Here is a 20632-nt window from a genome sequence, read left to right as displayed (position 1 = left end):
GCGTGCTCCGCTGTCCGGTTTTCGTCAATCGCGCTGCAACACGTAACGCCCCGGCGCCGGCTCGATCACCGGGAACTGCGCGGTACCGGGCTGCGCGGGCGGCTCCACCTTGCGGCCGCCGTACTGATCGAGCCATTCGACCCAGGTCGTCCACCAGCTTCCCGGCTGCTCGGCTGCACCGGCGAACCAGTCGTCCGCCGATTCGGGCAGGTCGCTGTCGTTGACCCAGTAGCTGCGCTTCTTCTTCGCCGGCGGATTGATCACGCCCGCGATGTGCCCCGACGCGCCGAGCACGAACTTCAGCGGGCCCGACAGGATCGACGTGGATGCATAGGCCGTCTGCCACGGCACGATGTGATCCTCGCGCGAGCCGTAGATGAAGGTCGGCACGTCGATCAGCGTCAGGTCGACCGATTCGCCGCACACGGTCAGCGCACCCGGCTCGCGCAGCTTGTTCTCGAGATAGGTATTGCGCAGGTACCACGCGTACATCGGGCCCGGCAGGCTCGTCGAATCGCTGTTCCAGTACAGCAGGTCGAACGGCGCCGGCGTGCGGCCCTTCAGGTAGTTGTCGACGACGTAGTTCCACACGAGGTCGTTCGGCCGCAGGAACGAGAACGTGTTCGCGAATTCGACGCCGCGCATCAGCCCCGGCTGCGCGCCGTTCTTGCCGCCGATGGTCTGCTCGCGCATCTGCACGTGCGCCTCGTCGACGAACACGTCGAGAATGCCGGTGTCGGTGAAGTCGAGCATCGCGGTGAGCAGCGTCATCGACGCGGCCGGATGTTCGCCGCGCGCGGCGAGCACCGCGAGCGCGGTCGCGAGCATCGTGCCGCCGACGCAGAAGCCGAGCGTGTTGATCTGCTCGCGGCCGCTGATCTGCTGCACGGCGTCGATCGCCGCGAGCAGCCCTTCGTTCATGTAGTCGTCCCACGTCTTGTGCGCGACCGATGCGTCCGCGTTGCGCCACGACACGAGGAACACCTGATGGCCGTTCGACAGCGCATGCGCGACGAGCGAATTCTCGGGCTGCAGGTCAAGGATGTAGAACTTGTTGATGCAAGGCGGCACGATCAGCAGCGGCCGCTCGAACACCTTGTCCGTCTTCGGCGTGTACTGGATCAGCTGGATCAGGTCGTTCTCGTAGACGACCGCACCTTCAGTACACCCGAGGTTCTTGCCGACCACGAACTGCGATTCGTCGGTCTGCGAAATCTTGCCGCGCTGCATGTCGCCGAGCAGGTTCATCATCCCCTGCCGCAGGCTTTCGCCCTGCGTTTCGAGGATCGATTTCTGTGCATCGGGATTGAGCGCGAGGAAGTTGCTCGGCGCGGCTGCGGCCGTCCATTGCTGGACCGTGAAACGAATGCGCTCGCGCGTCTTGGGATCGGCCTGAAGCGCGTCGGCCAGTTCCTGCAGATAGCGCGCGTTGAGCAGATACCAGGCCGCCGCGAACGCATGCGCCGGCGACGCCTTCCACGCATCGCCGCTGAAACGGCGGTCCTTCAGTTCGGGAGACTCGAGCTTCGCCGCGGCGGCCTGCTGCATCAGCGCCATGCAATCGCGCGCGTAGTCGGCCTGCAGCGCCTGCAGCCGCTCGGGCGGAATCGCGGCGGCCGGCAGCTTCAACCCGGCGAACGGCGACGCCATCGCGCCGAAATCGGGCATCGACGGCATCCGGAACGGAAACGATGTCGGAAACTGGAATGTCGCGAACGGATTCATGGTGGCCGACGCAGTCGCGGCGCGTGCCGGATCCGCAAAACCGCGCCATGCATTCAACCATGACTCGAACATCTGCTGCATCGGCTGGGCGGCCGGATCGAAACCAATGCTGCCCGGGGAAGTGCCCGCCTGAGCGGACGTCGACGATTTTTTCGATGCTGTCATTACCTGCCTTACCGGTGATTCGTGAGCGTCTATCGTGAAATCCTGCTCGCGCGCGGCGTGCCGGCTGCGAGCCGGGCCGTCATGCTCTGGAGAGGCGTCTCCAGATTCTGCCGCAGTGCGGTATTTTTATCATTATCGTTTTCCCCATGTGAAGCGCCATGTCAAACCGCTGAACATTTCCGTACGGAGATAATCCTCGCGCAACAGACGGGACAAGGGTTCCGGCGAAACATAAAACATTTTGATTGACTTGACGTCGCAATCTTTCATTCGATCGCGCATGCTGCGTGGCATGACTGCCAAAATATCGAGATAACCCGATTTTGCGACGCAACAAACCCCACGCGCATACGCATCCCGTCAATCCGCCAGCCAGATCGCCGCCGCCATGCGGCCCGTCACGCGATCGCGCCGGTACGAATAGAAGCGATCCTGTTCGGTGAGCGTACAGGCCGTCCCGCCGCTCACGTGCGCAACGCCCGCACGCGCGAGACGCAGGCGCGCGAGCGCATAGAGATCGGCAAGAAACTTGCCCGGCGCGCCATCGATCGCGACGAACGCAAGCCGGGTTTCATCATGCTCCGACTGCGGGGCCGTGTCGAGAAACGCGTCGCGTACGTCGGCGCCGACCTCGAACGCCCGCGGGCCGATCGCCGGCCCGAGGTACGCATGAAGCGCGTCCGTCGCGCCGCCCGCGAGTGCCGCGACGCGCGCCGCGGTCTGCTCGACGATGCCGGCCGCCAGCCCGCGCCAGCCCGCATGTGCGGCGCCGACTGCGCGGCCCTGCGTGTCGCACAGCAGCACGGGCAGGCAATCCGCGACCATTACCACGCAGACGGCACCCGCCCGGTCGGTGACGCTCGCGTCGGCCTGCACCGGTGCCGTGGCAGCAGGCGCCGCCGCGATCACCTCGTCCGCCCGCACGATCTGCGCGCCGTGAACCTGCTCGAGCCACGCGGCACTCAACTGGCCCGCCAGCGCCAGCAAGCGCGCGCGATTCCCGGCGACATGGGCCGGGTCGTCACCGGTATGCAGGCCGAGATTCATTCCGCCCGGCAGCGCCTCTCCGCCCTGCCAGCGCCCGAATGGGCCTTCGCTCACCCCGCCGTCACGCGTCGTGATCAGCGCGCGCACGCGCGGCGACACCTGCCAATCGGGCTGTACGCAGTCCCGCCACGTCAACGGCGCCAGGTTCGTCATCGGCACTCACTCCTCCTCATCGTCCAGGTACGGCTCGTCATCGTGATACTCGCCGCCGAAATCGTCATCGTCGTAGACACCGTCGTCGTCGTCGAATTCCTCGTCGCCCTGCCCGAAGCCGAGCGCCGCAACGAGTGCGTTCATGTCGTCCGGAAGCGGGCAACGCCATTGCATCGCCTTGCCCGTGACCGGATGTACGAGGCCGAGCCGCCATGCATGCAGCGCCTGTCGCGCGAACCCGTCCGGCAGCGGCGTGACCGAGCGCTTGCCGCGCGCACGGCCGTACACGGGATCGCCGAGCAGCGGATGCCCGACGTGCGCGCAGTGCACGCGAATCTGGTGCGTGCGGCCCGTCTCGAGATCGCACTGGATCGCCGAAACCGGCTGACGTTGCCACAGGCATGTGTCAACCGTGCGGAAATGCGTGCGCGCGGGCTTGCCCGAGGCACCCGTGACGACGGCCATGCGCGTGCGTTCGCGCGGATCGCGGCCGATCGGCGCGTCGATCGTGCCTTCCTCGGGCATCGTGCCCCACACGAGCGCGAAATAGCGGCGCTTCACCGTGCGGGCCTGCAACTGGCGCACGAGGTCCGTCTGCGCGGCCAGCGTGCGCGCCACCACCATCAGGCCCGACGTTTCCTTGTCGAGCCGGTGGACGATCCCTGCGCGCGGCAGGCCGGCCGCCGCGTCGCCATAGCGATGCAGCAGCCCGTTGAGGATCGTGCCGCTCCAGTTGCCGGCGGCCGGATGCACGACGAGGCCGGCCGGCTTGTTGATGACGACGAGGGCGTCGTCCTCGTAGATCACGTCGAGCGGCACCGGCTCCGGCGCAAAGGCAAGCTGCTCGGGGAGCAGGTCGGGCACGAGCTCGATCTTCGCGCCGAGCGGCACCGGCTGGCGGATCTTCGACGGCGCGCCGTCGACGAGTACGCGCTGCGCCTCGATCCAGCTCTGCAGGCGGCTGCGCGAGAATTCGGGGAACAGTTGGGCGAGCGCCTTGTCGAGGCGTTCACCCGCGAGCGACATCGGCACTTCGACGATGCGCGGCGCGTCATCGGCCGCCGCGGACGGCACGACGGGCGGCTGTATTGCGTCGCCGGTCAGATCGTCATCGAGGGAATCCCCCGAGGCAGCGTCGGCGGGCCGATCGCTTGGGCTATAATCTTCGCGATTTGGTGTGCCCGGCTGGGCATTCTGCGAACTTGAACGGGTCATTTAGACTGGGTCACCGAGACTTGAAGCTAGGACATGCGAGCATGATGAATTCGACCAAACGTACGGCCAGAACCGTCGCCGCCCGGGCTGCGGCGGTAGCGGCCGCGGCCCTCATCGCCGGCTGCCACGGCTTGCCGCAGAAGCAGGACGAGACGGCTACCTGGTCGAACAACAAATTATACTCAGAGGCCCAGGACGCACTGTCCGGCGGCGACTGGGGCAAGTGCGCGAAATATTTCGAATCGCTGCAAGGTCGCGATCCGTTCGGCCATTTCGCGCAACAGGCACAGATCAACGTTGCATACTGCAACTGGAAGGATAACGAAGCGGCCGCCGCCGACCAGGCCGTCGATCGCTTCATCCAGCTCCATCCCGATCATCCGGATATCCCGTACGCGTACTACCTGAAAGGGATGATCCACTTCAACGACGATCTCGGCCTGTTCGGCCGCTTCTCCGGCCAGGACATGAGCGAGCGCGATCCGCAGGCACTGCGCGAATCGTACGATGCGTTCAAGGTCGTCGTCGACCGCTTCCCGAAGAGCAAGTACGCGCCCGACGCCGCCGCGCGGATGCGCTACATCGTCAACGCGCTCGCATCGCACGAAGTGCACGCGGCCGACTACTACTACCGTCGTGGCGCCTACGTCGCGGCCATCAACCGTGCGCAGCTCGCGATCAAGGACTACAAGGGCGCCCCGGCGATCGAGGACGCGCTGCACATCATGATCCTGTCGTACGGCAAGCTGAACCAGCCGCAACTTGCCGAGGACACGAAGCGAGTACTCGCCGGCACGTTCCCCGACAGCCCGTACGTCACGGGCCACTCGCGCCCCGGCGCGAAGAAGTCGTGGTGGCAGTTCTGAAGCACTGAGCAACGCAACACCAGCTGCACCAACAAAAAACCCGGCTCGATGGCCGGGTTTTTTGTTGGCACCGCATTCCGGCGGCACGGATGCGGGCGCGCGGCGGTCGCCGCGCGTGCCGTCACGTGCGTTTTTCCGAGCGATGCTCGTCGAAGAAGTCCTGGACAACCGCGATCTCGCGGGTCCGCTTGAACGGCGGCAGGCTCTGCCAGATCCGGCGACCGTAGGGCTTGTCGACGAGCCGCGTGTCGCAGATCATCAGCACGCCGCGATCCGTCTCCGCGCGAATCAGCCGGCCCGCCCCCTGCTTCAGCGTGATCACGGCCTGTGGCAACTGGTGCACGGCGAACGGGCTCAGCCCCTTCTTCGTCAGCGCGTCGAGCCGCGCGGCCAGCACCGGATCGTCCGGCGGCGCAAACGGCAGCTTGTCGATCACGACGAGCGACAGCGCGTCGCCGCGCACGTCGACACCTTCCCAGAAACTCTGGCTGCCGACCAGGATCGCGTTGCCATACGCACGGAAACGGTCGAGCAATTCGGTGCGGCTCGCATCGCCCTGCACGAGCAGGGGCGTGTTCCAGCCGCGCGATTCGATCACGTCGCGCAGCTTCGACGCGATCCGGTCGACCGCGCGCAGCGTCGTGCACAGCATGAACACGCCGCCACCGGACGCCTCGATCGCCGGCAGCGCGGCGTCGAAGACGGCGTCGGTAAACGCCGGCGAAGACGGTTGCGGCAGGTTGCGCGGCACGTACAGCAGCCCTTGCGACTGGTAGTCGAACGGGCTCGCGAGCGTCATCGAGCGACGCGAGCTGAGGCCCATTTGCGCCGCGTAGTGCGTGAAATCGCCGCGCACCGACAAGGTGGCCGACGTGAACACCCATGCGCGCGGCACGCCCGCGCGCTGCTTGGCAAAGATCGGCGCGACCGACAGCGGCGTTTCGTGTAGCTGGACGGTATGCGCGAACACTTCGACCCAGCGCACCTTCTCGTTCGGATCGCCGTCGGATGCCGCCTTGTCGCCGGCCGCCGCTGCATCGGCCTTCGCGGCCGCTTCCGTCGCGCCAGGCGCGACCCAGCCCGCCAGCAGGTCCTGCAGCTCGCGTGCTCGCCGCAGGCACGCGCCGAGCGATTCCGCCCGTTCGGCCTGGCTCGCAAGCGCTGATGCCAGCGCGTCGAGCGCAGCCTCGAGCGCATCGAGCGCGCCGAACATCGGGTGATCGTCGCCGAGCTGGGCGAGCGACATGCGGACGATCTGGTCGTTCGCGAACGCAAGGCGCAAGTCGCGCGCCGCGCGCTCGAGATCGCCGCCGAGCTTCACCCACTCGACCGCGTCGCGTGCATGGCTCAGGCCTTCCGCCACCGTGTCGCGTGCGAGCTCGAGAATCTGCGTCGTCGACAACGTCTCGCCGAAGAACAGCGTCGCCGTTTCCGGCAACTGGTGCGCTTCGTCGAAGATGACCGTGTTCGCGTTCGGCAGCAGCTCGGCCATCCCCGTGTCGCGCAGCATGATGTCCGCGAAGAACAGGTGGTGGTTGACGACGACGATGTCGGCCTGCTGCGCCTCGCGCCGCGCCTGCATCACGAAGCAATCCTTGTAATGCGGGCATTCCTGGCCGAGGCAGTTGTCGCGCGTCGACGTGACCATCGACCACACGGGCGCCGTTTCCGGCACGCTCGCGAGCTCGGCCTTGTCGCCGCTCTTCGTGATCTTCGCGAAACGGACGATTTCCTGCAGATAGGCCGTATCCTGCCGCGACGGCAACCGGCCGTTGTCGGCCGTGCGTTGCAGGTAGTAGTGGCACAGGTAGTTTGCGCGGCCCTTCAGCATCGCGACCGACACCGGCACCGCCAGCGCGTTGCGCACGGTCGGGATGTCGCGCTGGAACAGCTGGTCCTGCAGGTGTTTCGTGCCGGTCGACACGATCACCTTGCCGCCCCACAGCATCGCGGGCACGAGGTACGCATAGGTCTTGCCGGTACCCGTGCCGGCCTCGACGATCAGCGTGTTGTCGCCGGCATCGCTATCGGACTCGGTTGCGCCGCCGTCCGCGCCGGGCTCGGCCGCCTTGCCGCCGTCGCCGAGGCGACGCGCCGGCCGCTTGCGGGTTTCGAAGATCTCGGGTTCGGGCATCCGGCGGGCGGACGCCTCCATCGCGGACGCGACGGCACGCGCCATCTCGATCTGCGACATACGCGGCCGATAGCCGTCGAGCGCACGCGCCAGCAATCCGCCTTCGCCGAAGATCGTGTCGAGTTCGTCGACGCGCTTGCGGCTCAGCTCAAAGGTGCCTTCGGGCGCACGAGCGCGCCCGGCGGACGACACGTCGCGCCGGGCATCGGGGGTGGCTTCAAGCGGTGAATTCAAGGCAAGCGTTCCTGTATCCAGCGCCCGGGCGGCGCCGGCGCTTGCCAGGCCGCGCTCAGGCGCGCTTATCCGGTTCCAGCTGCGACTGCAGCAAAATGATTTTGTCCTTGGCCGCCAGCTTTTCCTTCTTCAGCCGGTGCAGCGTGATGTCGTCGATGTCGGAGTGCCCTTCCTTCAGCTCGATCTCCCGAGCGAGCTGCTGGTGCTGCTCCTGCAATGCAGCCAAACGGTTGTGCAATTCCTGCTGCTGTTCCGTGTGACGGTTTTGCATATTTGCCTCCTCATCGAAGCAGCGCGCCGACTGGCGTGCCCGCGCGCCCGAGACTGACCCGATCAATCCAACACGTTACTGCCCCTGCTGTTGCTTCTGCTGCGCCTTCTCGGCCGCTTCCTTCTGACGCCGCTCGACATCGGCCTTGTGCTGCTCGGCTTCCTTCTGCTTCTGCTCGTAGCGCGCGGCGTTGTCCGCCCGCTCCTGCGCCTTCTGCGCGGCCTGCTGGTGCGCCTGGTCGAGCTTGCGCTGGAAATCGCCCTGCTTCTGGTCGTATGCCTGCTTGCTCGCCGCGCGCTGCGGCCCTTCCGCGCCGCGCTGCGCCTGCTTCAGCGCATTCTGCTCCTGCTTGTCGCGGAACGCAGCCGCGTTTGCCGCATCGTTCGCCGCGCGCTGCGGCGCCTCCGCCGCATTCTGCGCCGCCTTCAGCGCCTGCTGCTGGTCGCGCTGCTGCGCGCGCACCGCCCGCTGCTCGTCGTTGAGCGCGAGCTGCTCCTGGCGGATGCTCGCCCGCTCGTCGCGCATCTGGTCACGCGCCTTGCCGAGACAGTGATTGACGAAGAACTTGCTGTAGCAATCGTGCTCGGCCACCGCATAACGATAATCGTTTTCTGCGGAGCGTTGATTGAGCACTTTTTGACGGGCGTCGAAATCCGGTGCGGCCGTGGCCATCGCGGGCGCAGCCGCGGCGGCGGCCGGCGCGGTTGCGTCCGAAGCTTGCGCGAACGCGCCGGAGGCCCCGGCAGACAAAGCCGCGGCGAGCGCTGCGCCGAGCGCGACGAGAGAAATTCGGGAAGTTGGCAACGTCGTAGGAAAGCTGCGGGACATGTGTCAAATTCTATCACCCCCGGCTGGACGCTCCGCCATTTATGGCAAAATGCCCCGCTTCACTCACCCGCGGCATCTGGCCCGTCGGGCCCGCCACGCAGCCCGCCGCTTCGGGCCCGCCGGCCCGCGCCGCGATTTCAGCAGGCACATCATCCACGACATGACGGAAACCGTAGCACTCAAGATCGTACAGCGCATCGCCACCGAACTGTCCGTCCAGCCGCGCCAGGTCGCGGCGGCAGTGCAACTTCTCGACGAAGGCTCGACCGTTCCGTTCATTGCCCGGTACCGTAAGGAAGTGACCGGCAACCTGGACGACACGCAGTTGCGCCAACTCGAGGAACGCCTCCTGTACCTGCGCGAGCTCGAGGATCGCCGCGCGGCGATCCTGTCGAGCATCGACGAACAGGGCAAGCTGACCGACGAACTGCGCGCCGCGATCGATGCGGCCGACAGCAAGCAGGTGCTCGAAGACCTTTATCTGCCGTATAAGCCGAAGCGCCGCACGCGCGCGCAAATCGCCCGCGAAGCCGGCCTCGAGCCGCTCGCGCAGGCGCTGCTCGCGAACCCGCTGCTCGACCCGCAGGCCGAGGCGGCCGCGTATGTCGACGCCGACAAGGGCGTCGCCGACGTGAAGGCCGCGCTCGACGGCGCGCGCGACATCCTGTCCGAACAGTTCGGCGAGACGGCCGAGCTGCTCGGCAAGCTGCGCGACTACCTGTACAACCAGGGCGTCGTGTCGTCGGCCGTCGTCGAAGGCAAGGAAAACGAGGAAGGCGAGAAATTCCGCGACTATTACGACTACGCGGAAACCATCAAGACCGTGCCGTCGCACCGTGCCCTGGCGCTGTTCCGCGGCCGTAATGCGGGTGTGCTGACGGTCAAGCTCGGTCTCGGTGAAGAACTCGACGCGCAGGTGCCGCATCCCGGCGAGGGGATGATCGCACGCCATTTCGGCATCGCAAACCAGAATCGCCCGGCCGACAAATGGCTGTCCGACGTATGCCGCTGGTGCTGGCGCGTGAAGGTGCAACCGCATATCGAGAACGAGCTGCTCACGCAACTGCGCGAAACGGCCGAAACCGAAGCGATCCGCGTGTTCGCGCGCAACCTGAACGACCTGCTGCTGGCCGCGCCGGCCGGCCCGAAGGCCGTGATCGGTCTCGACCCCGGCCTGCGCACGGGCGTGAAGGTCGCGGTCGTCGACCGCACCGGCAAGGTGCTCGCGACCGACACGATCTACCCGCACGAGCCGCGCCGCGACTGGGACGGCTCGATCGCGAAACTCGCACGCATCGCCGCGCAGACGCAGGCCGAGCTGATCAGCATCGGCAACGGCACCGCGTCGCGTGAAACCGACAAACTCGCGAGCGAACTGATCGCGAAACACCCGGAGCTGCGCCTGCAGAAGATCGTCGTGTCGGAAGCCGGCGCGTCGGTCTATTCGGCATCCGAGCTGGCCGCGAAGGAATTCCCGGAGCTCGACGTGTCGCTGCGCGGTGCCGTATCGATTGCACGCCGCCTGCAGGATCCGCTCGCCGAGCTCGTGAAGATCGAGCCGAAGGCCATCGGCGTCGGCCAGTACCAGCACGACGTGAACCAGCGCGAACTCGCCCGCTCGCTCGACGCGGTCGTCGAGGACTGCGTGAACGCGGTCGGCGTCGACGCCAACACCGCGTCGGCCCCGCTGCTCGCCCGCGTGTCGGGCCTGAACGCGACGCTCGCACGCAACATCGTCGACTATCGCGATGCAAACGGCCCGTTCCCGTCGCGCGAGCACCTGCGCAAGGTGCCGCGCCTCGGTGACAAGACCTTCGAACAGGCCGCCGGCTTCCTGCGCATCAACGGCGGCGAGAATCCGCTCGACCGCTCGTCGGTGCACCCGGAAGCCTATCCGGTCGTCGAGCGGATGCTCGCGAAGATCAACAAGCGCATCGACGACGTGCTCGGCAACCGCGAGGCGCTGTCGGGCCTGTCCCCCGCTGAATTCGTCGACGAACGTTTCGGCCTGCCGACCGTGCGCGACATCCTGTCGGAGCTGGAGAAACCGGGCCGCGATCCGCGCCCCGAATTCAAGACCGCGACGTTCCGCGAAGGCGTCGAGAAGGTGTCGGACCTCGTGCCGGGCATGACGCTCGAAGGCGTCGTGACGAACGTCGCCGCATTCGGCGCGTTCGTGGACATCGGCGTCCACCAGGACGGCCTCGTCCACGTATCCGCGATGTCGACGAAGTTCATCAAGGACCCGCACGAAGTCGTGAAGGCCGGCCAGGTCGTCAAGGTGAAGGTGCTCGACGTCGACGTGAAGCGCCAGCGCATTGCGCTGACCATGCGCCTCGACGACGACGCGGCAGCGCCCGGCATGTCGTCGCGCGGCGGCCAGGATCGCGGCACCGCAGGGCGCGGCGCCGCCCGCCCGCAGCGTTCGCGCGAGCCGGAACCGGCCGGCGCAATGGCCGCGGCGTTCGCGAAGCTGAAACGCTGAGTACGCGCAAGCGTTCTCGACATACAAAAATGCCCGCCTTCCGGCGGGCATTTTTTATTGAGTCGTCATACGCATTTCCAGTATTCGCGATGAAAACCGAATATGCGCGTTTTCATCATCATTTACCCGTGTTTAATCGGCGAGTTGAACAATCCGCGTTGTGAGATACGTTTTCTTGACGCTTCACAAGCGGTACATAAAATAAATCTGCGAACGACAGTATTTTGATGCTTCCGGAATACGCAGCGATTTTTCCGCTCAGCGGCAAGGTTCTCAGCAGCCCTCGCGCACGCGATGCATTTCCGGCCCGCCCGTCTTTCAGTCTCGCTGTTTGCAGTCGATTCGCGACGCATTGCATCCGGTACTCACCTGGCCGGTGAACCGGGACGGATTCGCGAAAAATGGATCGGGAAACCATGACAGAAGACCATCTGAAAACCGAACTGGCCGCATTGCACATTCCCGTTTTCGATGTGCCATGGGCCGGCGCCTGTTCACCGCACGTCGAACGAATCGAATCGCGCATGCTCGAATGGGCCGACGCATATGGCATGTTCATCAGCGACGCTTACCGGGAACGCGTCGCGCGCACCCGGTACGGCTGGCTCGCCGCGCGCTGCTACCCGAACGCCGATCCTTCCCTGCTGCAGGCGCTCGCCGATTATTTCGTGTGGTTCTTTCTCGTCGACGACCTGTTCGTCGATCGTGTGGCGCCGGTCGGCCCTGATACGTTGCGCAATCTGACCGCGATGATCGATGTGCTCGACTACGAATGTATCAGCCCCCAGCCTGTCTACGGCGAGCGAGCGTGGCTCGATCTGTGCCAGCGCCTGCGCGCGCGCCTGTCGGCCGAACATTTCGCGCGCTTCGCACAAGGGATGCGCCTGTGGGCCACCACCGCCGGGCTCCAGATCCTCGCCCACCTGAGGACAGAGCCCGTCGCAATCCCGCAATACGAGACGATCCGGCGTCACACGAGCGGGATGAATCCGTGCCTCGCGCTGGCGGACGCGGCCAATGCCGGCGCCGTCCCGCCCGATACGTTTCATCGGCCGGAGATCCAGACGCTGTGCCGGCACGCGAACCATATCGTCTGCTGGAGCAACGATATCCAGAGCGTCGGCGTCGAGGCACGCCAGCCAGGGCAGTTCCGGAACATGGTGCTGATCCACGCGTCGCGCGGCCATACGCTGCAGGCAAGCGTCGACTACACGGCCGAGCGCGTACGCACCGAGATCACCGACTTCGTCATCTGCGCCGATGCACTCGCACGGCACGCCGACACGCGTGTGCGCGGCCTCGTCGACGGCTGCCGATACTGGATACGCGGCTATCTCGATTGGGTGGCGCGGGATACGCAGCGCTATGCGGCTGCATTCGCGGCCGGCGATGCGGACGATCGCGGCCTGATTGCCTGATTGCCGGGTCAGATGATTCGGCGGCGCGCGGCTGAACGGCCCGCGCCGCCCCCGGGGTCAGATCTCTATCTTCGTCCCGAGCTCGACCACGCGGTTCGCCGGGATCGAGAAGAAGTCGGTCGGCTTCGCGGCGTTCTGATGCATCCACGCGAATACCCGCTCGCGCCAGATCGACATCCCGGGCAGATGCGTCGGCACGACCGTTTCGCGCGCGAGGAAGAACGACGTGTCCATCAGCTCGAACGTCATGTCGCGCGTGCGGCCGAATTCCTCGAGCACGGCCTTCACATCCGGCGTCTCGTTGAAACCGTACTCGGCCTTCACGATGTACAGCCCGCCGCCCGCATCGCGCGAGCTCAGACGCTTGTCGTCGCGCACGTAAGGAAAGTCGCGTGTGACGAACGTCAGGAAAATGGTCCGCTCGTGCAGCACCTTGTTGTGCTTCAGGTTGTGCAGCAGGCTGACGGGCACGAGCTTGTCGTTGCCGGTCAGGTAGATCGCGGTGCCCGACACGCGATGCGGCGGATGCGCGAGCAATCCCTGCAGGAACGGCTCGAGCGGAATACCGTCTGCCGCCGTGCGCTCCTTGACGATGTGGCGCCCCTTGTACCAGGTCATCAGCAGGAAGAACAGCAACGCGCCGATGCCGAGCGGCAGCCAGCCGCCCTGCGCAACCTTCAGCAGGTTCGCACCGAAAAAGCCGAGATCGACCACGAGGAACACCGCGATGATCGCACCGACCAGCAGGCGGTTCCAGTTCCACACCTTCACCATCACGACGGCCGCGAGCACGGTCGTGATCACCATCGTCGCCGTCACCGCGATGCCGTACGCGGCCGCGAGGTTGTCGGAGCTCTTGAAGCCGACCACGATGCAGAGGATCACGAACAGCAGCAGCCAGTTCACGACCGGCACGTAGATCTGGCCGATCGCGAGATCGGACGTATGCAGCACCTTCATGCGCGGCACGTAGCCGAGCTGGATCGCCTGCGACGTCAGCGAATACGCGCCCGAGATCACGGCCTGCGACGCGATGACGGTCGCGACCGTCGACAGCACGACGAGCGGCAGCAGCCCCCATTCGGGCGCCAGCAGGAAGAACGGGTTCTCGATCGCTTTCGGGTTCTGGATCAGCAGCGCGCCCTGGCCGAAGTAGTTCAGCACGAGCGACGGCATCACGAGCCCGTAGGCCGCGATGCGGATCGGCTTCGCACCGAAGTGGCCCATATCCGCGTAGAGCGCTTCCGCACCGGTCAGCACCAGCACGACCGAGCCGAGCACGACGTACGCCTGCAGCAGGTGGTCGGCCATGAACGACGCCGCGTAATACGGGTTGATGGCCGCCATGATGCCCGGCACGCGCACGATGTGGTACACGCCGAGCGCCGCGATCACGACGAACCACAACACCATGATCGGGCCGAACAGCTTTCCGACCAGCGCGGTGCCGTGACGCTGGATCCAAAACAGCGCGATCAGGATCGCGATCGTGATCGGCAGCACGAGATGGGACAGGTGCGGCGTCGCGATTTCGAGACCTTCGACCGCCGACATCACCGAGATCGCCGGCGTGATCACCGCGTCCCCGTAGAACATGCACGCGCCGAATATCCCGAGCGCCATCAGCGCACCCGCGACGCGGGTCTTCGAATCGAGCGGGCGCAACGACAGCGCCATCAGCGCGAGCACGCCGCCTTCGCCGTTGTTGTCCGCCCGCATCACGAACAGCAGGTACTTGATGCCGACCACCAGGATGATTGCCCAGAACAGCAGCGAGATCACGCCGAGAATCGATGCTTCGGTGAGCGGAATGCCGTGTGCGGGGCTGAACGCCTCCTTGAGCGAATACAGCGGGCTGGTGCCGATGTCGCCGAACACGACGCCGATGGCTGCTATCGCTAGCGCCCGCATCGAGTGTTGGTGCGTCGAATGCGGCGCGTGTGCTGCGTCGGTCGCGTGGATCGTGTCGTTCATATAAAGCGGAATAATCGGGTCCGGGTCGGACAAAACGAGCGCTATTCTACTCGCGCCCCCGTGAATCGCCGCCCTGCTCTGTTGCCTTGTAACCACGTGATCCACGCTGCGCATGCAATCTGGCGCGAGCTGTGGCAGGGCTGCCAATCATAGCCGGGGCAGCGCCGTCTGCCTACCGGATCCACGGTACGCGCGGCACCGGCACGCATGGCGCCGTAATGAAAAACGGCGCCGCAAGCGGCGCCGTACAAGGCTTTCCTTCGATTCGCCGGCCGCTTACGCGCCCGAGCCGTCACGCTGTGCGCGACCGCGCTTGATCCACGCCTCGAGGTTGTGCGGCCGAACCGTGTCCCACTCCTCGAACGGCTGATGAATCCACGGATTCGTCGGCAGAAACTGCGTGTGATAGTCGGGCTTGACCTTGGAGCAACCCTTGTACCAGAGCACGGCCGAGCGCACGGCCGTCACCGACGGATAGCGCTCCTTCAGGTGCTCCTGCACGCGCGCAAGCGTCACGCCCGAATCGACGAGATCGTCGACCAGCAGCACGTTGCCCGCCAGGTTGCCGCGCGTCATCGTGATGTACTGCGCGATGTCGAGATCGCCCTGCTCCGTGCCGGCCGCCTCGCGGTACGAACTCGTCGCGAGGATCGCAAGCGGCACGTCGTAGATGCGTGACAGTTGATCGCCGACGCGCAGGCCGCCGCGCGCGAGGCACAGGATCTGGTCGAACTTCCACCCCGATGCATGCACCTGCAGCGCGAGCAGCTCGATGAGACGGTGATACTCGTCCCAGCCTACCCACAGGTTCTTGTCGTCGTTGCGCGGATCGGTCATCAAATCTGCCGCTGTCATCGTGATTTGCTGCGTCATCTGAAAATTACACCTTGAACGGATGGCGGAGCAGAATCGTTTCGTCGCGGTCCGGCCCCGTCGACACCATGTCGACCGGCACGCCAGCCACTTCCTGGACGCGGGCCAGGTACGCCTGCGCGTTTGCCGGCAGTGCTTCCCACGTCTTGATGCCGACCGTGCTTTCCTTCCAGCCGGCAAACGTTTCGTATACAGGCTCGCAACGGGCCACGTCGGCAGCGCCGCGCGGCAGGATGTCCGCATCCTTGCCGTCAATCTTGTAGCCGACGCACAGCTTGACTTCGTCGAGGCCGTCGAGCACGTCGAGCTTCGTCATGCACAGGCCCGACACGCCGTTGATCTGGATCGAGCGGCGCAGCGCGGCCGCGTCGAGCCAGCCCGTGCGGCGCGGACGGCCCGTGACCGAACCGAATTCCTTGCCGACGTTGGCGAGCGTGACGCCGACCTGATCCTGACGCTGCGGATTGTCCGCATCGTACAGTTCGCTCGGGAACGGGCCCGAGCCGACGCGCGTGCAATAGGCCTTCGTGATACCGAGGATGTAGTTGAGCTTCTGCGGACCCACGCCCGCGCCGGCCGACGCCGCACCTGCGACGCAGTTGCTCGACGTGACGAACGGATAGGTGCCGTGATCGATGTCGAGCAGCGTGCCTTGCGCGCCTTCGAACAGAAGGTTCTGGCCCGCATTGTTCGCGTCGTACAGGCGGCGCGACACGTCGGCCACCATCGGCTTCAGGCGGTCGGCATAGCCGAGCATCGTGTCGAGCGTGGCCTGGAAATCGACGGCCGCGCCGCCCAGGTACTGGGTCAGCACGAAGTTGTGGAAATCGAGGTTTTCGCGCAGGCGGTCGGCGAAGGTCTTCGCGTCGAACAGGTCCTGCACACGCAGCGCGCGACGGCCGACCTTGTCTTCGTACGCGGGGCCGATGCCGCGGCCCGTCGTGCCGATCTTGCCCGCGCCCTTGCGCGCTTCGCGCGCCTGGTCGATCGCGATGTGGTACGGCAGGATCAGCGTCGTGGCTTCGGAGATGAACAGGCGGTCGCGCACGTTCACGCCGGCTTCTTCCAGCTCGCCGATTTCCTTGAACAGTGCTTCGGGGGACAGGACGACGCCGTTGCCGATGTAGCAGGCGACGCCTTCACGCATGATGCCCGACGGAATGAGGCGCAAGATCGTTTTCTTGCCGCCGATGATGAGGGTGTGGCCGGCGTTGTGACCGCCCTGGAAACGCACGACGCCCTGAGCGTGGTCCGTCAGCCAGTCGACGATCTTGCCCTTGCCTTCATCACCCCATTGCGTTCCCACGACGACGACATTGCGCCCGGGAGTCACGTTCACTGCGCTGGCAGACATGTTGATTCGTTAGCTGGTTAAAAACGTATTCTACCTATGTTCGCGGGCGATTCCGAATTTTTCCGTTTCGCTTCAACGATATGCGCGCCGAAGCACGTCCCGCGAACGTCTGTTTATCGGGGTTCGACCACCCATGCGCCGTTGCGCTCGACGAGCGAACGGTCGCAGGCGAACTCGTCGAGCACATGATCGTGGCCCGGCAGCGCCTGGATCACGACCTCGCCCGCATCGCGCAGCGCCGCCACGGCCGCGCTCAGCGCGTCGTCCTGCGCCCACGGCGCGAGAATCGCCGTGCCGCGCGCCTCGACCGGCGAAATCCGCGCGAGTTCGCGCAGGTCGAGCGAGAAGCCCGTCGCCGGGCGGGCACGGCCATACGCCTGGCCGACATGGTCGTAGCGGCCGCCCCGCGCAATCGCGTTCGGCACGCCGTCGATGTAGGCGCTGAACATCGCACCGCTGTGATACGCATAGCCACGCAGGTCGCCGAGATCGATCGCCACCTCGGCACCCTTTGCCTGCGCCGCGAGTTGCGCCAGATCGTCGAGCGCCCGCGTGATCTCGGGCAGCACCGGCAAGCGTGCGCGCGCCTCGGCGAGCACGCTCGCGTCACCGTAGAGGTGCGGCAACGCGCGCAGCGCGGCGCGCGTGTCGGCGCCGAGATCGTCGGTGAGCTCGTTCAGCAGCGGCACGTCCTTGCCCGACAGCGCGTCGTACAGCGACTCGCCGCGCTCGGCAGCCTGCGCGTCGCGCGCCAGCAGCGCAGCGAGCACGCCCGCATGGCCGAGGTCGAGGCGGATGCGCGACAGGCCTGCGAGATGCAGCGCGTCGAGCATCAGTTGCTGGATCTCGAGATCAGCTTCCAGCCCGGCATGCCCGTAGATTTCGGCGCCGATCTGGATCTGCTCGCGCGTCGCGTGCAGGCCGCGCGGACGCGTATGCATCACGTGGCCCGCATAGCAAAGACGCGTCACGCCCTGGCGGTTCAACAGGTGCGCGTCGATCCGCGCGACCTGCGGCGTGATGTCCGCGCGCAGGCCGAGCGTACGGCCCGACAACTGGTCGACCAGCTTGAAGGTGCGCAGGCGCAGGTCGGCGCCGCCGCTCGTCAGCAGCGACTCGAGATACTCGAGCAGCGGCGGCATCACCATTTCGTAGCCATACGAACGGAAGCGGTCGAGCAGCCTGCGGCGCAGCTCCTCGATCTTGCGCGCTTCCGACGGCAGTACGTCGGCGATATTCTCGGGAAGTAACCAGGTCGACATCGGTACGGTCCTACGACGGGAAACAGCGCGCGACACGCGCGCCGCGATGTGAATCGGAAATTCTGAATTCGGGCGGGACAAACGGCGGATGCGCCGTCCGGATCAGGTCGCGAGCAGCAGCAGTATGAGCCCGAGCACCATCACGAGCAGCCCACCGATCCGGATATGATGCGGCGGCCGCTCAGCTATTCTACGAAACGTGTCGCGCCAGGCAACGGGAAACACGAAGGGGAACGCCCCCTCGATGATCAGCATCAGCGCTACTGCAAGCAACAACGAGCCAGCCAGGTCCATGCGAGCGACGGCGCCGCTCGACGCGGCGCCCCAAGGTCAATGTTTGCGGGGAGCAGGCGCCGCCGGTGCGGCACCGCCCGTCGGGCTGCGCATGAAGCGGAAGAACTCGCTGTCGGGATCGACGACGATGATGTCGTTGCGCTTGAACGTGTTCCGGTAGGCCTGCAGGCTCGCGTAGAACTGATAGAACTGCGGGTCGCGGCCGAACGCATCGGCGGCAATCGACGCGGCCTTCGCGTCGCCCTCGCCCTTGATCGTCTGGGCGGACTTGTACGCGTTCGCGAGCACGGCCTGCTGTTCGCGTTCGGCGTCCGCCTTGATCTGCTCGACGTCGGCCGCGCCTTGCGCACGCACCTGCGCAGCCTGATCGCGCAGCGCGCCGATCATCCGCTGATAGACGGCGTCGGTCTGAGCGGCCGGCAAGTCGACGCGCGTCAGCTGGACGTCGACCACGTCGACGCCGAAGCCGGACACCGTCGTCTTCACTTCGTCGCGCGCCGCATCGGCGATCTCACGCTGGCCGCCAAGCGCGTCGTCAAGCGCACGCTTGCCGAACGCGTCACCGAGTGCGCTCTTCAGCGCGCCGGCGAGGCGGTCGCCGGCTGCCGACGGGTCGCCGCCCGTCGTCGTGAAATACTTCATCGGATCGCTGATCCGGTACTTCACCGCGTAAGCGACGAGCAGGTCGTGCTTGTCTTCCGTTGCCAGTTGCAGCGGATCCGACGACTCGAGCGATTGCAGGCGCGTGTCGATCAGCGTGGCCGTCTGCAGCGGCGGCGGCAATTTGAAATGGATACCCGGGCCTGCCAGCTCGGGTTGCGCGCCATCGCGCCCCGACAGCACGGCCGCGTGGCGCGGATCGACGGTAAGGACTGTCGACGATGCCGCGAAGGCAACGATCACGATTGCGACGACGAGCGCAATGATTCGGTTCATGTTCTGCGCTCCCCGTTACTTCAGATCGTCTTCGCGCGACCGGCTGCGAAACGCCTCGCGCGATCGCAGCACGTCGTTGCCCGACGCCCCCACGGCCGACGCCGCACTCGCAGGTGCCGCTGCAGCCGGCGCGACAGCCGCCGGTGCCGACGCCGCATCGGGCGCGGACGCGCCGGTGGACGCCGCGGCGTTTTGTCGCCCCTGCTCGACGAGCTTGTCGAGCGGCAGGTACACGACGCTGTTGCCGCCCTTGTTGCCGACGAACACCTTCGTCGCGTTCGAATAGATTTCCTGCATCGTCTCGAGATACATCCGCTCGCGAATCACCGCGGGCGCCTTCGAATACTGCGCATAGACCTGCTTGAAGCGATCGGCATCGCCTTCAGCTTCCGTGACCACGCGATCGGCGTACGCCTTCGCTTCGTCGACGAGCTTCGCCGCATCGCCCTGTGCCTTCGGCAGCAGGTCGTTTGCATACGCCTGCGCCGCGCGCTTCGCGGCCTCGCGCTCGTCGCGCGCCTTCGCGACTTCACCGTAGGCGGCCTGTGTCTGCTCGGGCGCCGCAACGCTCTGCATCGTAACGGCCGTCACCTCGAGCCCGGACTGGTAGCGATCGAGATCGCGCTGGATCGCGGCGGTGAGCTGCTCGCGCAGCGCGTCGCGGTCCTGGTTCAGCACGTCGGCTGCGCTGCGCGTGCCGACGATCGCACGTACCGCGGCCTGGGCGGCCTGCGACACGCTGCGCTCGGGATCGACACTGCGGAACAGGTAATCGGTCGCGGAACGGATCCGGTACTGGACGATGAAGCGCACGTCGACGATATCGGCATCGCGCGTCAGCATCGCCGCTTCCTTCACGTTCGCGAGACGCACGACGTTGTTGCGGCCGATCTCGATCGAGCGGACCTGCGACGTATCGACGATCTCGTGCGATGCGAACGGATACGGCGCGCGCCAGTGCACGCCCTGGCCGACCGTGCCCGACAGCTTGCCGAGCTGCAGCACGACGCCCGTCTGTCCTTCCTGTACCACGAACAGCCCGCTGCCCGCGTAGACCGCGACCAGCACGCCGATCACGATGCCGACGCCGACTCGCGCGGCTCGCCCGTTGTCAGGACGGAAACCGTTGCCGCCCTTGCCGCCGAACAGGCCGTTCAGGCGCCGGTTGAAGTTGCGCCACATCTCGTCGAGATCGGGCGGACCATCGCCGTCGCCGCCTTGCGGACGCTTCGATTCGTTCGGACGGGGACGGGATCCGTCTTTGCCATTGCTTTCGCCACGTCCCCAGCGGGGATCGTTGATCGACAGCAAGGCGCGCATCCGCCGCCAGGTACTCCGCTCGTTGTATTCGTTCACCAGAGTTTGTTCACCAGATTAGACGCCGGCGAACCGGCCGGG

The 20632-nt window shown here is 66.1% G+C and carries 16 protein-coding genes; 3 read left to right on the top strand and 13 right to left on the bottom strand.

Going from position 1 to position 20632, the window contains the following annotated elements:
* Positions 1-24 precede the first annotated feature (24 nt).
* The 3 genes from LGN17_RS12385 to LGN17_RS12375 form a co-directional block, all read right to left on the bottom strand.
* The gene (locus LGN17_RS12385; RefSeq protein ID WP_226197044.1) at positions 25-1890 is read right to left on the bottom strand and encodes a PHA/PHB synthase family protein; all 1866 of its coding nucleotides are present in this window, start codon (positions 1888-1890) and stop codon (positions 25-27) included.
* 360 nt (positions 1891-2250) lie between these two features.
* The gene (gene pgeF, locus LGN17_RS12380) at positions 2251-3090 is read right to left on the bottom strand and encodes a peptidoglycan editing factor PgeF (protein ID WP_226197042.1); all 840 of its coding nucleotides are present in this window, start codon (positions 3088-3090) and stop codon (positions 2251-2253) included.
* 6 nt (positions 3091-3096) lie between these two features.
* On the bottom strand, positions 3097-4305 hold the full coding sequence (locus LGN17_RS12375) for an RluA family pseudouridine synthase (RefSeq protein WP_226197041.1): 1209 nt from the start codon (positions 4303-4305) through the stop codon (positions 3097-3099).
* 41 nt (positions 4306-4346) lie between these two features.
* On the opposite strand from LGN17_RS12375, the gene LGN17_RS12370 reads away from it, so the two are divergent.
* Positions 4347-5171 (top strand): outer membrane protein assembly factor BamD, encoded by an 825-nt coding sequence (locus LGN17_RS12370; protein WP_021163132.1) that lies wholly within the window; start codon positions 4347-4349, stop codon positions 5169-5171.
* A 121-nt stretch (positions 5172-5292) separates the two neighbouring features.
* Here the strand turns inward: LGN17_RS12370 and LGN17_RS12365 are convergent, their stop codons facing one another.
* The 3 genes from LGN17_RS12365 to LGN17_RS12355 form a co-directional block, all read right to left on the bottom strand.
* Positions 5293-7539, bottom strand: coding sequence for an ATP-dependent DNA helicase (locus LGN17_RS12365; RefSeq protein ID WP_226197038.1), 2247 nt, complete (start codon positions 7537-7539; stop codon positions 5293-5295).
* Positions 7540-7594: 55 nt separating this feature from the next.
* The gene (locus LGN17_RS12360; RefSeq protein WP_006478692.1) at positions 7595-7810 is read right to left on the bottom strand and encodes a YdcH family protein; all 216 of its coding nucleotides are present in this window, start codon (positions 7808-7810) and stop codon (positions 7595-7597) included.
* Positions 7811-7885: 75 nt separating this feature from the next.
* The gene (locus tag LGN17_RS12355) at positions 7886-8638 is read right to left on the bottom strand and encodes a hypothetical protein (protein ID WP_226197037.1); all 753 of its coding nucleotides are present in this window, start codon (positions 8636-8638) and stop codon (positions 7886-7888) included.
* A gap of 160 nt (positions 8639-8798) precedes the next feature.
* Between LGN17_RS12355 and LGN17_RS12350 the strand changes: the two genes are divergently transcribed.
* Both LGN17_RS12350 and LGN17_RS12345 read left to right on the top strand, forming a co-directional pair.
* Positions 8799-11123, top strand: coding sequence for a Tex family protein (locus LGN17_RS12350; protein ID WP_226197035.1), 2325 nt, complete (start codon positions 8799-8801; stop codon positions 11121-11123).
* A 416-nt stretch (positions 11124-11539) separates the two neighbouring features.
* Positions 11540-12541 (top strand): terpene synthase family protein, encoded by a 1002-nt coding sequence (locus tag LGN17_RS12345; RefSeq protein WP_226197034.1) that lies wholly within the window; start codon positions 11540-11542, stop codon positions 12539-12541.
* Between the two features lie 57 nt (positions 12542-12598).
* Here LGN17_RS12345 and LGN17_RS12340 read toward each other — a convergent pair whose 3' ends face one another.
* The 7 genes from LGN17_RS12340 to hflK form a co-directional block, all read right to left on the bottom strand.
* A complete protein-coding gene (locus LGN17_RS12340; protein ID WP_175956030.1) occupies positions 12599-14515 on the bottom strand; it encodes a potassium transporter Kup in 1917 nt (638 codons plus the stop codon).
* Positions 14516-14791: 276 nt separating this feature from the next.
* Positions 14792-15388: a phosphoribosyltransferase gene (locus LGN17_RS12335; protein WP_011352251.1), complete on the bottom strand. Its 597-nt coding sequence runs from the start codon at positions 15386-15388 to the stop codon at positions 14792-14794.
* A 7-nt stretch (positions 15389-15395) separates the two neighbouring features.
* Entirely contained in the window at positions 15396-16742 is a 1347-nt protein-coding gene (locus tag LGN17_RS12330; protein ID WP_175956029.1) for an adenylosuccinate synthase, read from the bottom strand.
* Between the two features lie 113 nt (positions 16743-16855).
* Positions 16856-18004 carry an ATP phosphoribosyltransferase regulatory subunit gene (locus LGN17_RS12325; protein WP_089440226.1) on the bottom strand — a complete coding sequence of 383 codons (1149 nt, stop codon included), beginning with the start codon at positions 18002-18004 and terminating at the stop codon, positions 16856-16858.
* 102 nt (positions 18005-18106) lie between these two features.
* On the bottom strand, positions 18107-18298 hold the full coding sequence (locus LGN17_RS12320) for a DUF2065 domain-containing protein (RefSeq protein ID WP_226197033.1): 192 nt from the start codon (positions 18296-18298) through the stop codon (positions 18107-18109).
* A 36-nt stretch (positions 18299-18334) separates the two neighbouring features.
* Positions 18335-19234, bottom strand: coding sequence for a protease modulator HflC (gene hflC / locus LGN17_RS12315; RefSeq protein ID WP_226197031.1), 900 nt, complete (start codon positions 19232-19234; stop codon positions 18335-18337).
* Between the two features lie 15 nt (positions 19235-19249).
* Positions 19250-20590: an FtsH protease activity modulator HflK gene (gene hflK / locus LGN17_RS12310; RefSeq protein WP_226197028.1), complete on the bottom strand. Its 1341-nt coding sequence runs from the start codon at positions 20588-20590 to the stop codon at positions 19250-19252.
* Between the last annotated feature and the right edge of the window lie 42 nt (positions 20591-20632).

The organism is Burkholderia sp. AU30280 (assembly GCF_020420125.1).
Classification (GTDB): Bacteria; Pseudomonadota; Gammaproteobacteria; order Burkholderiales; family Burkholderiaceae; genus Burkholderia.
The sequence above is the reverse complement of the archived record's forward strand: the minus strand, read 5'-3'. Positions and strand labels throughout refer to the sequence as shown.

Coding starts and splice junctions, on each gene's coding strand:
- LGN17_RS12385 (WP_226197044.1), bottom strand. CDS start 1,890: ATGACAGCATCGAAAAAATCGTCGACGTCCGCTCAGGCGGGCACTTCC.
- pgeF (WP_226197042.1), bottom strand. CDS start 3,090: ATGACGAACCTGGCGCCGTTGACGTGGCGGGACTGCGTACAGCCCGAT.
- LGN17_RS12375 (WP_226197041.1), bottom strand. CDS start 4,305: ATGACCCGTTCAAGTTCGCAGAATGCCCAGCCGGGCACACCAAATCGC.
- LGN17_RS12370 (WP_021163132.1), top strand. CDS start 4,347: ATGATGAATTCGACCAAACGTACGGCCAGAACCGTCGCCGCCCGGGCT.
- LGN17_RS12360 (WP_006478692.1), bottom strand. CDS start 7,810: ATGCAAAACCGTCACACGGAACAGCAGCAGGAATTGCACAACCGTTTG.
- LGN17_RS12355 (WP_226197037.1), bottom strand. CDS start 8,638: ATGTCCCGCAGCTTTCCTACGACGTTGCCAACTTCCCGAATTTCTCTC.
- LGN17_RS12350 (WP_226197035.1), top strand. CDS start 8,799: ATGACGGAAACCGTAGCACTCAAGATCGTACAGCGCATCGCCACCGAA.
- LGN17_RS12345 (WP_226197034.1), top strand. CDS start 11,540: ATGACAGAAGACCATCTGAAAACCGAACTGGCCGCATTGCACATTCCC.
- LGN17_RS12340 (WP_175956030.1), bottom strand. CDS start 14,515: ATGAACGACACGATCCACGCGACCGACGCAGCACACGCGCCGCATTCG.
- LGN17_RS12335 (WP_011352251.1), bottom strand. CDS start 15,388: ATGACGCAGCAAATCACGATGACAGCGGCAGATTTGATGACCGATCCG.
- LGN17_RS12330 (WP_175956029.1), bottom strand. CDS start 16,742: ATGTCTGCCAGCGCAGTGAACGTGACTCCCGGGCGCAATGTCGTCGTC.
- LGN17_RS12325 (WP_089440226.1), bottom strand. CDS start 18,004: ATGTCGACCTGGTTACTTCCCGAGAATATCGCCGACGTACTGCCGTCG.
- LGN17_RS12320 (WP_226197033.1), bottom strand. CDS start 18,298: ATGGACCTGGCTGGCTCGTTGTTGCTTGCAGTAGCGCTGATGCTGATC.
- hflC (WP_226197031.1), bottom strand. CDS start 19,234: ATGAACCGAATCATTGCGCTCGTCGTCGCAATCGTGATCGTTGCCTTC.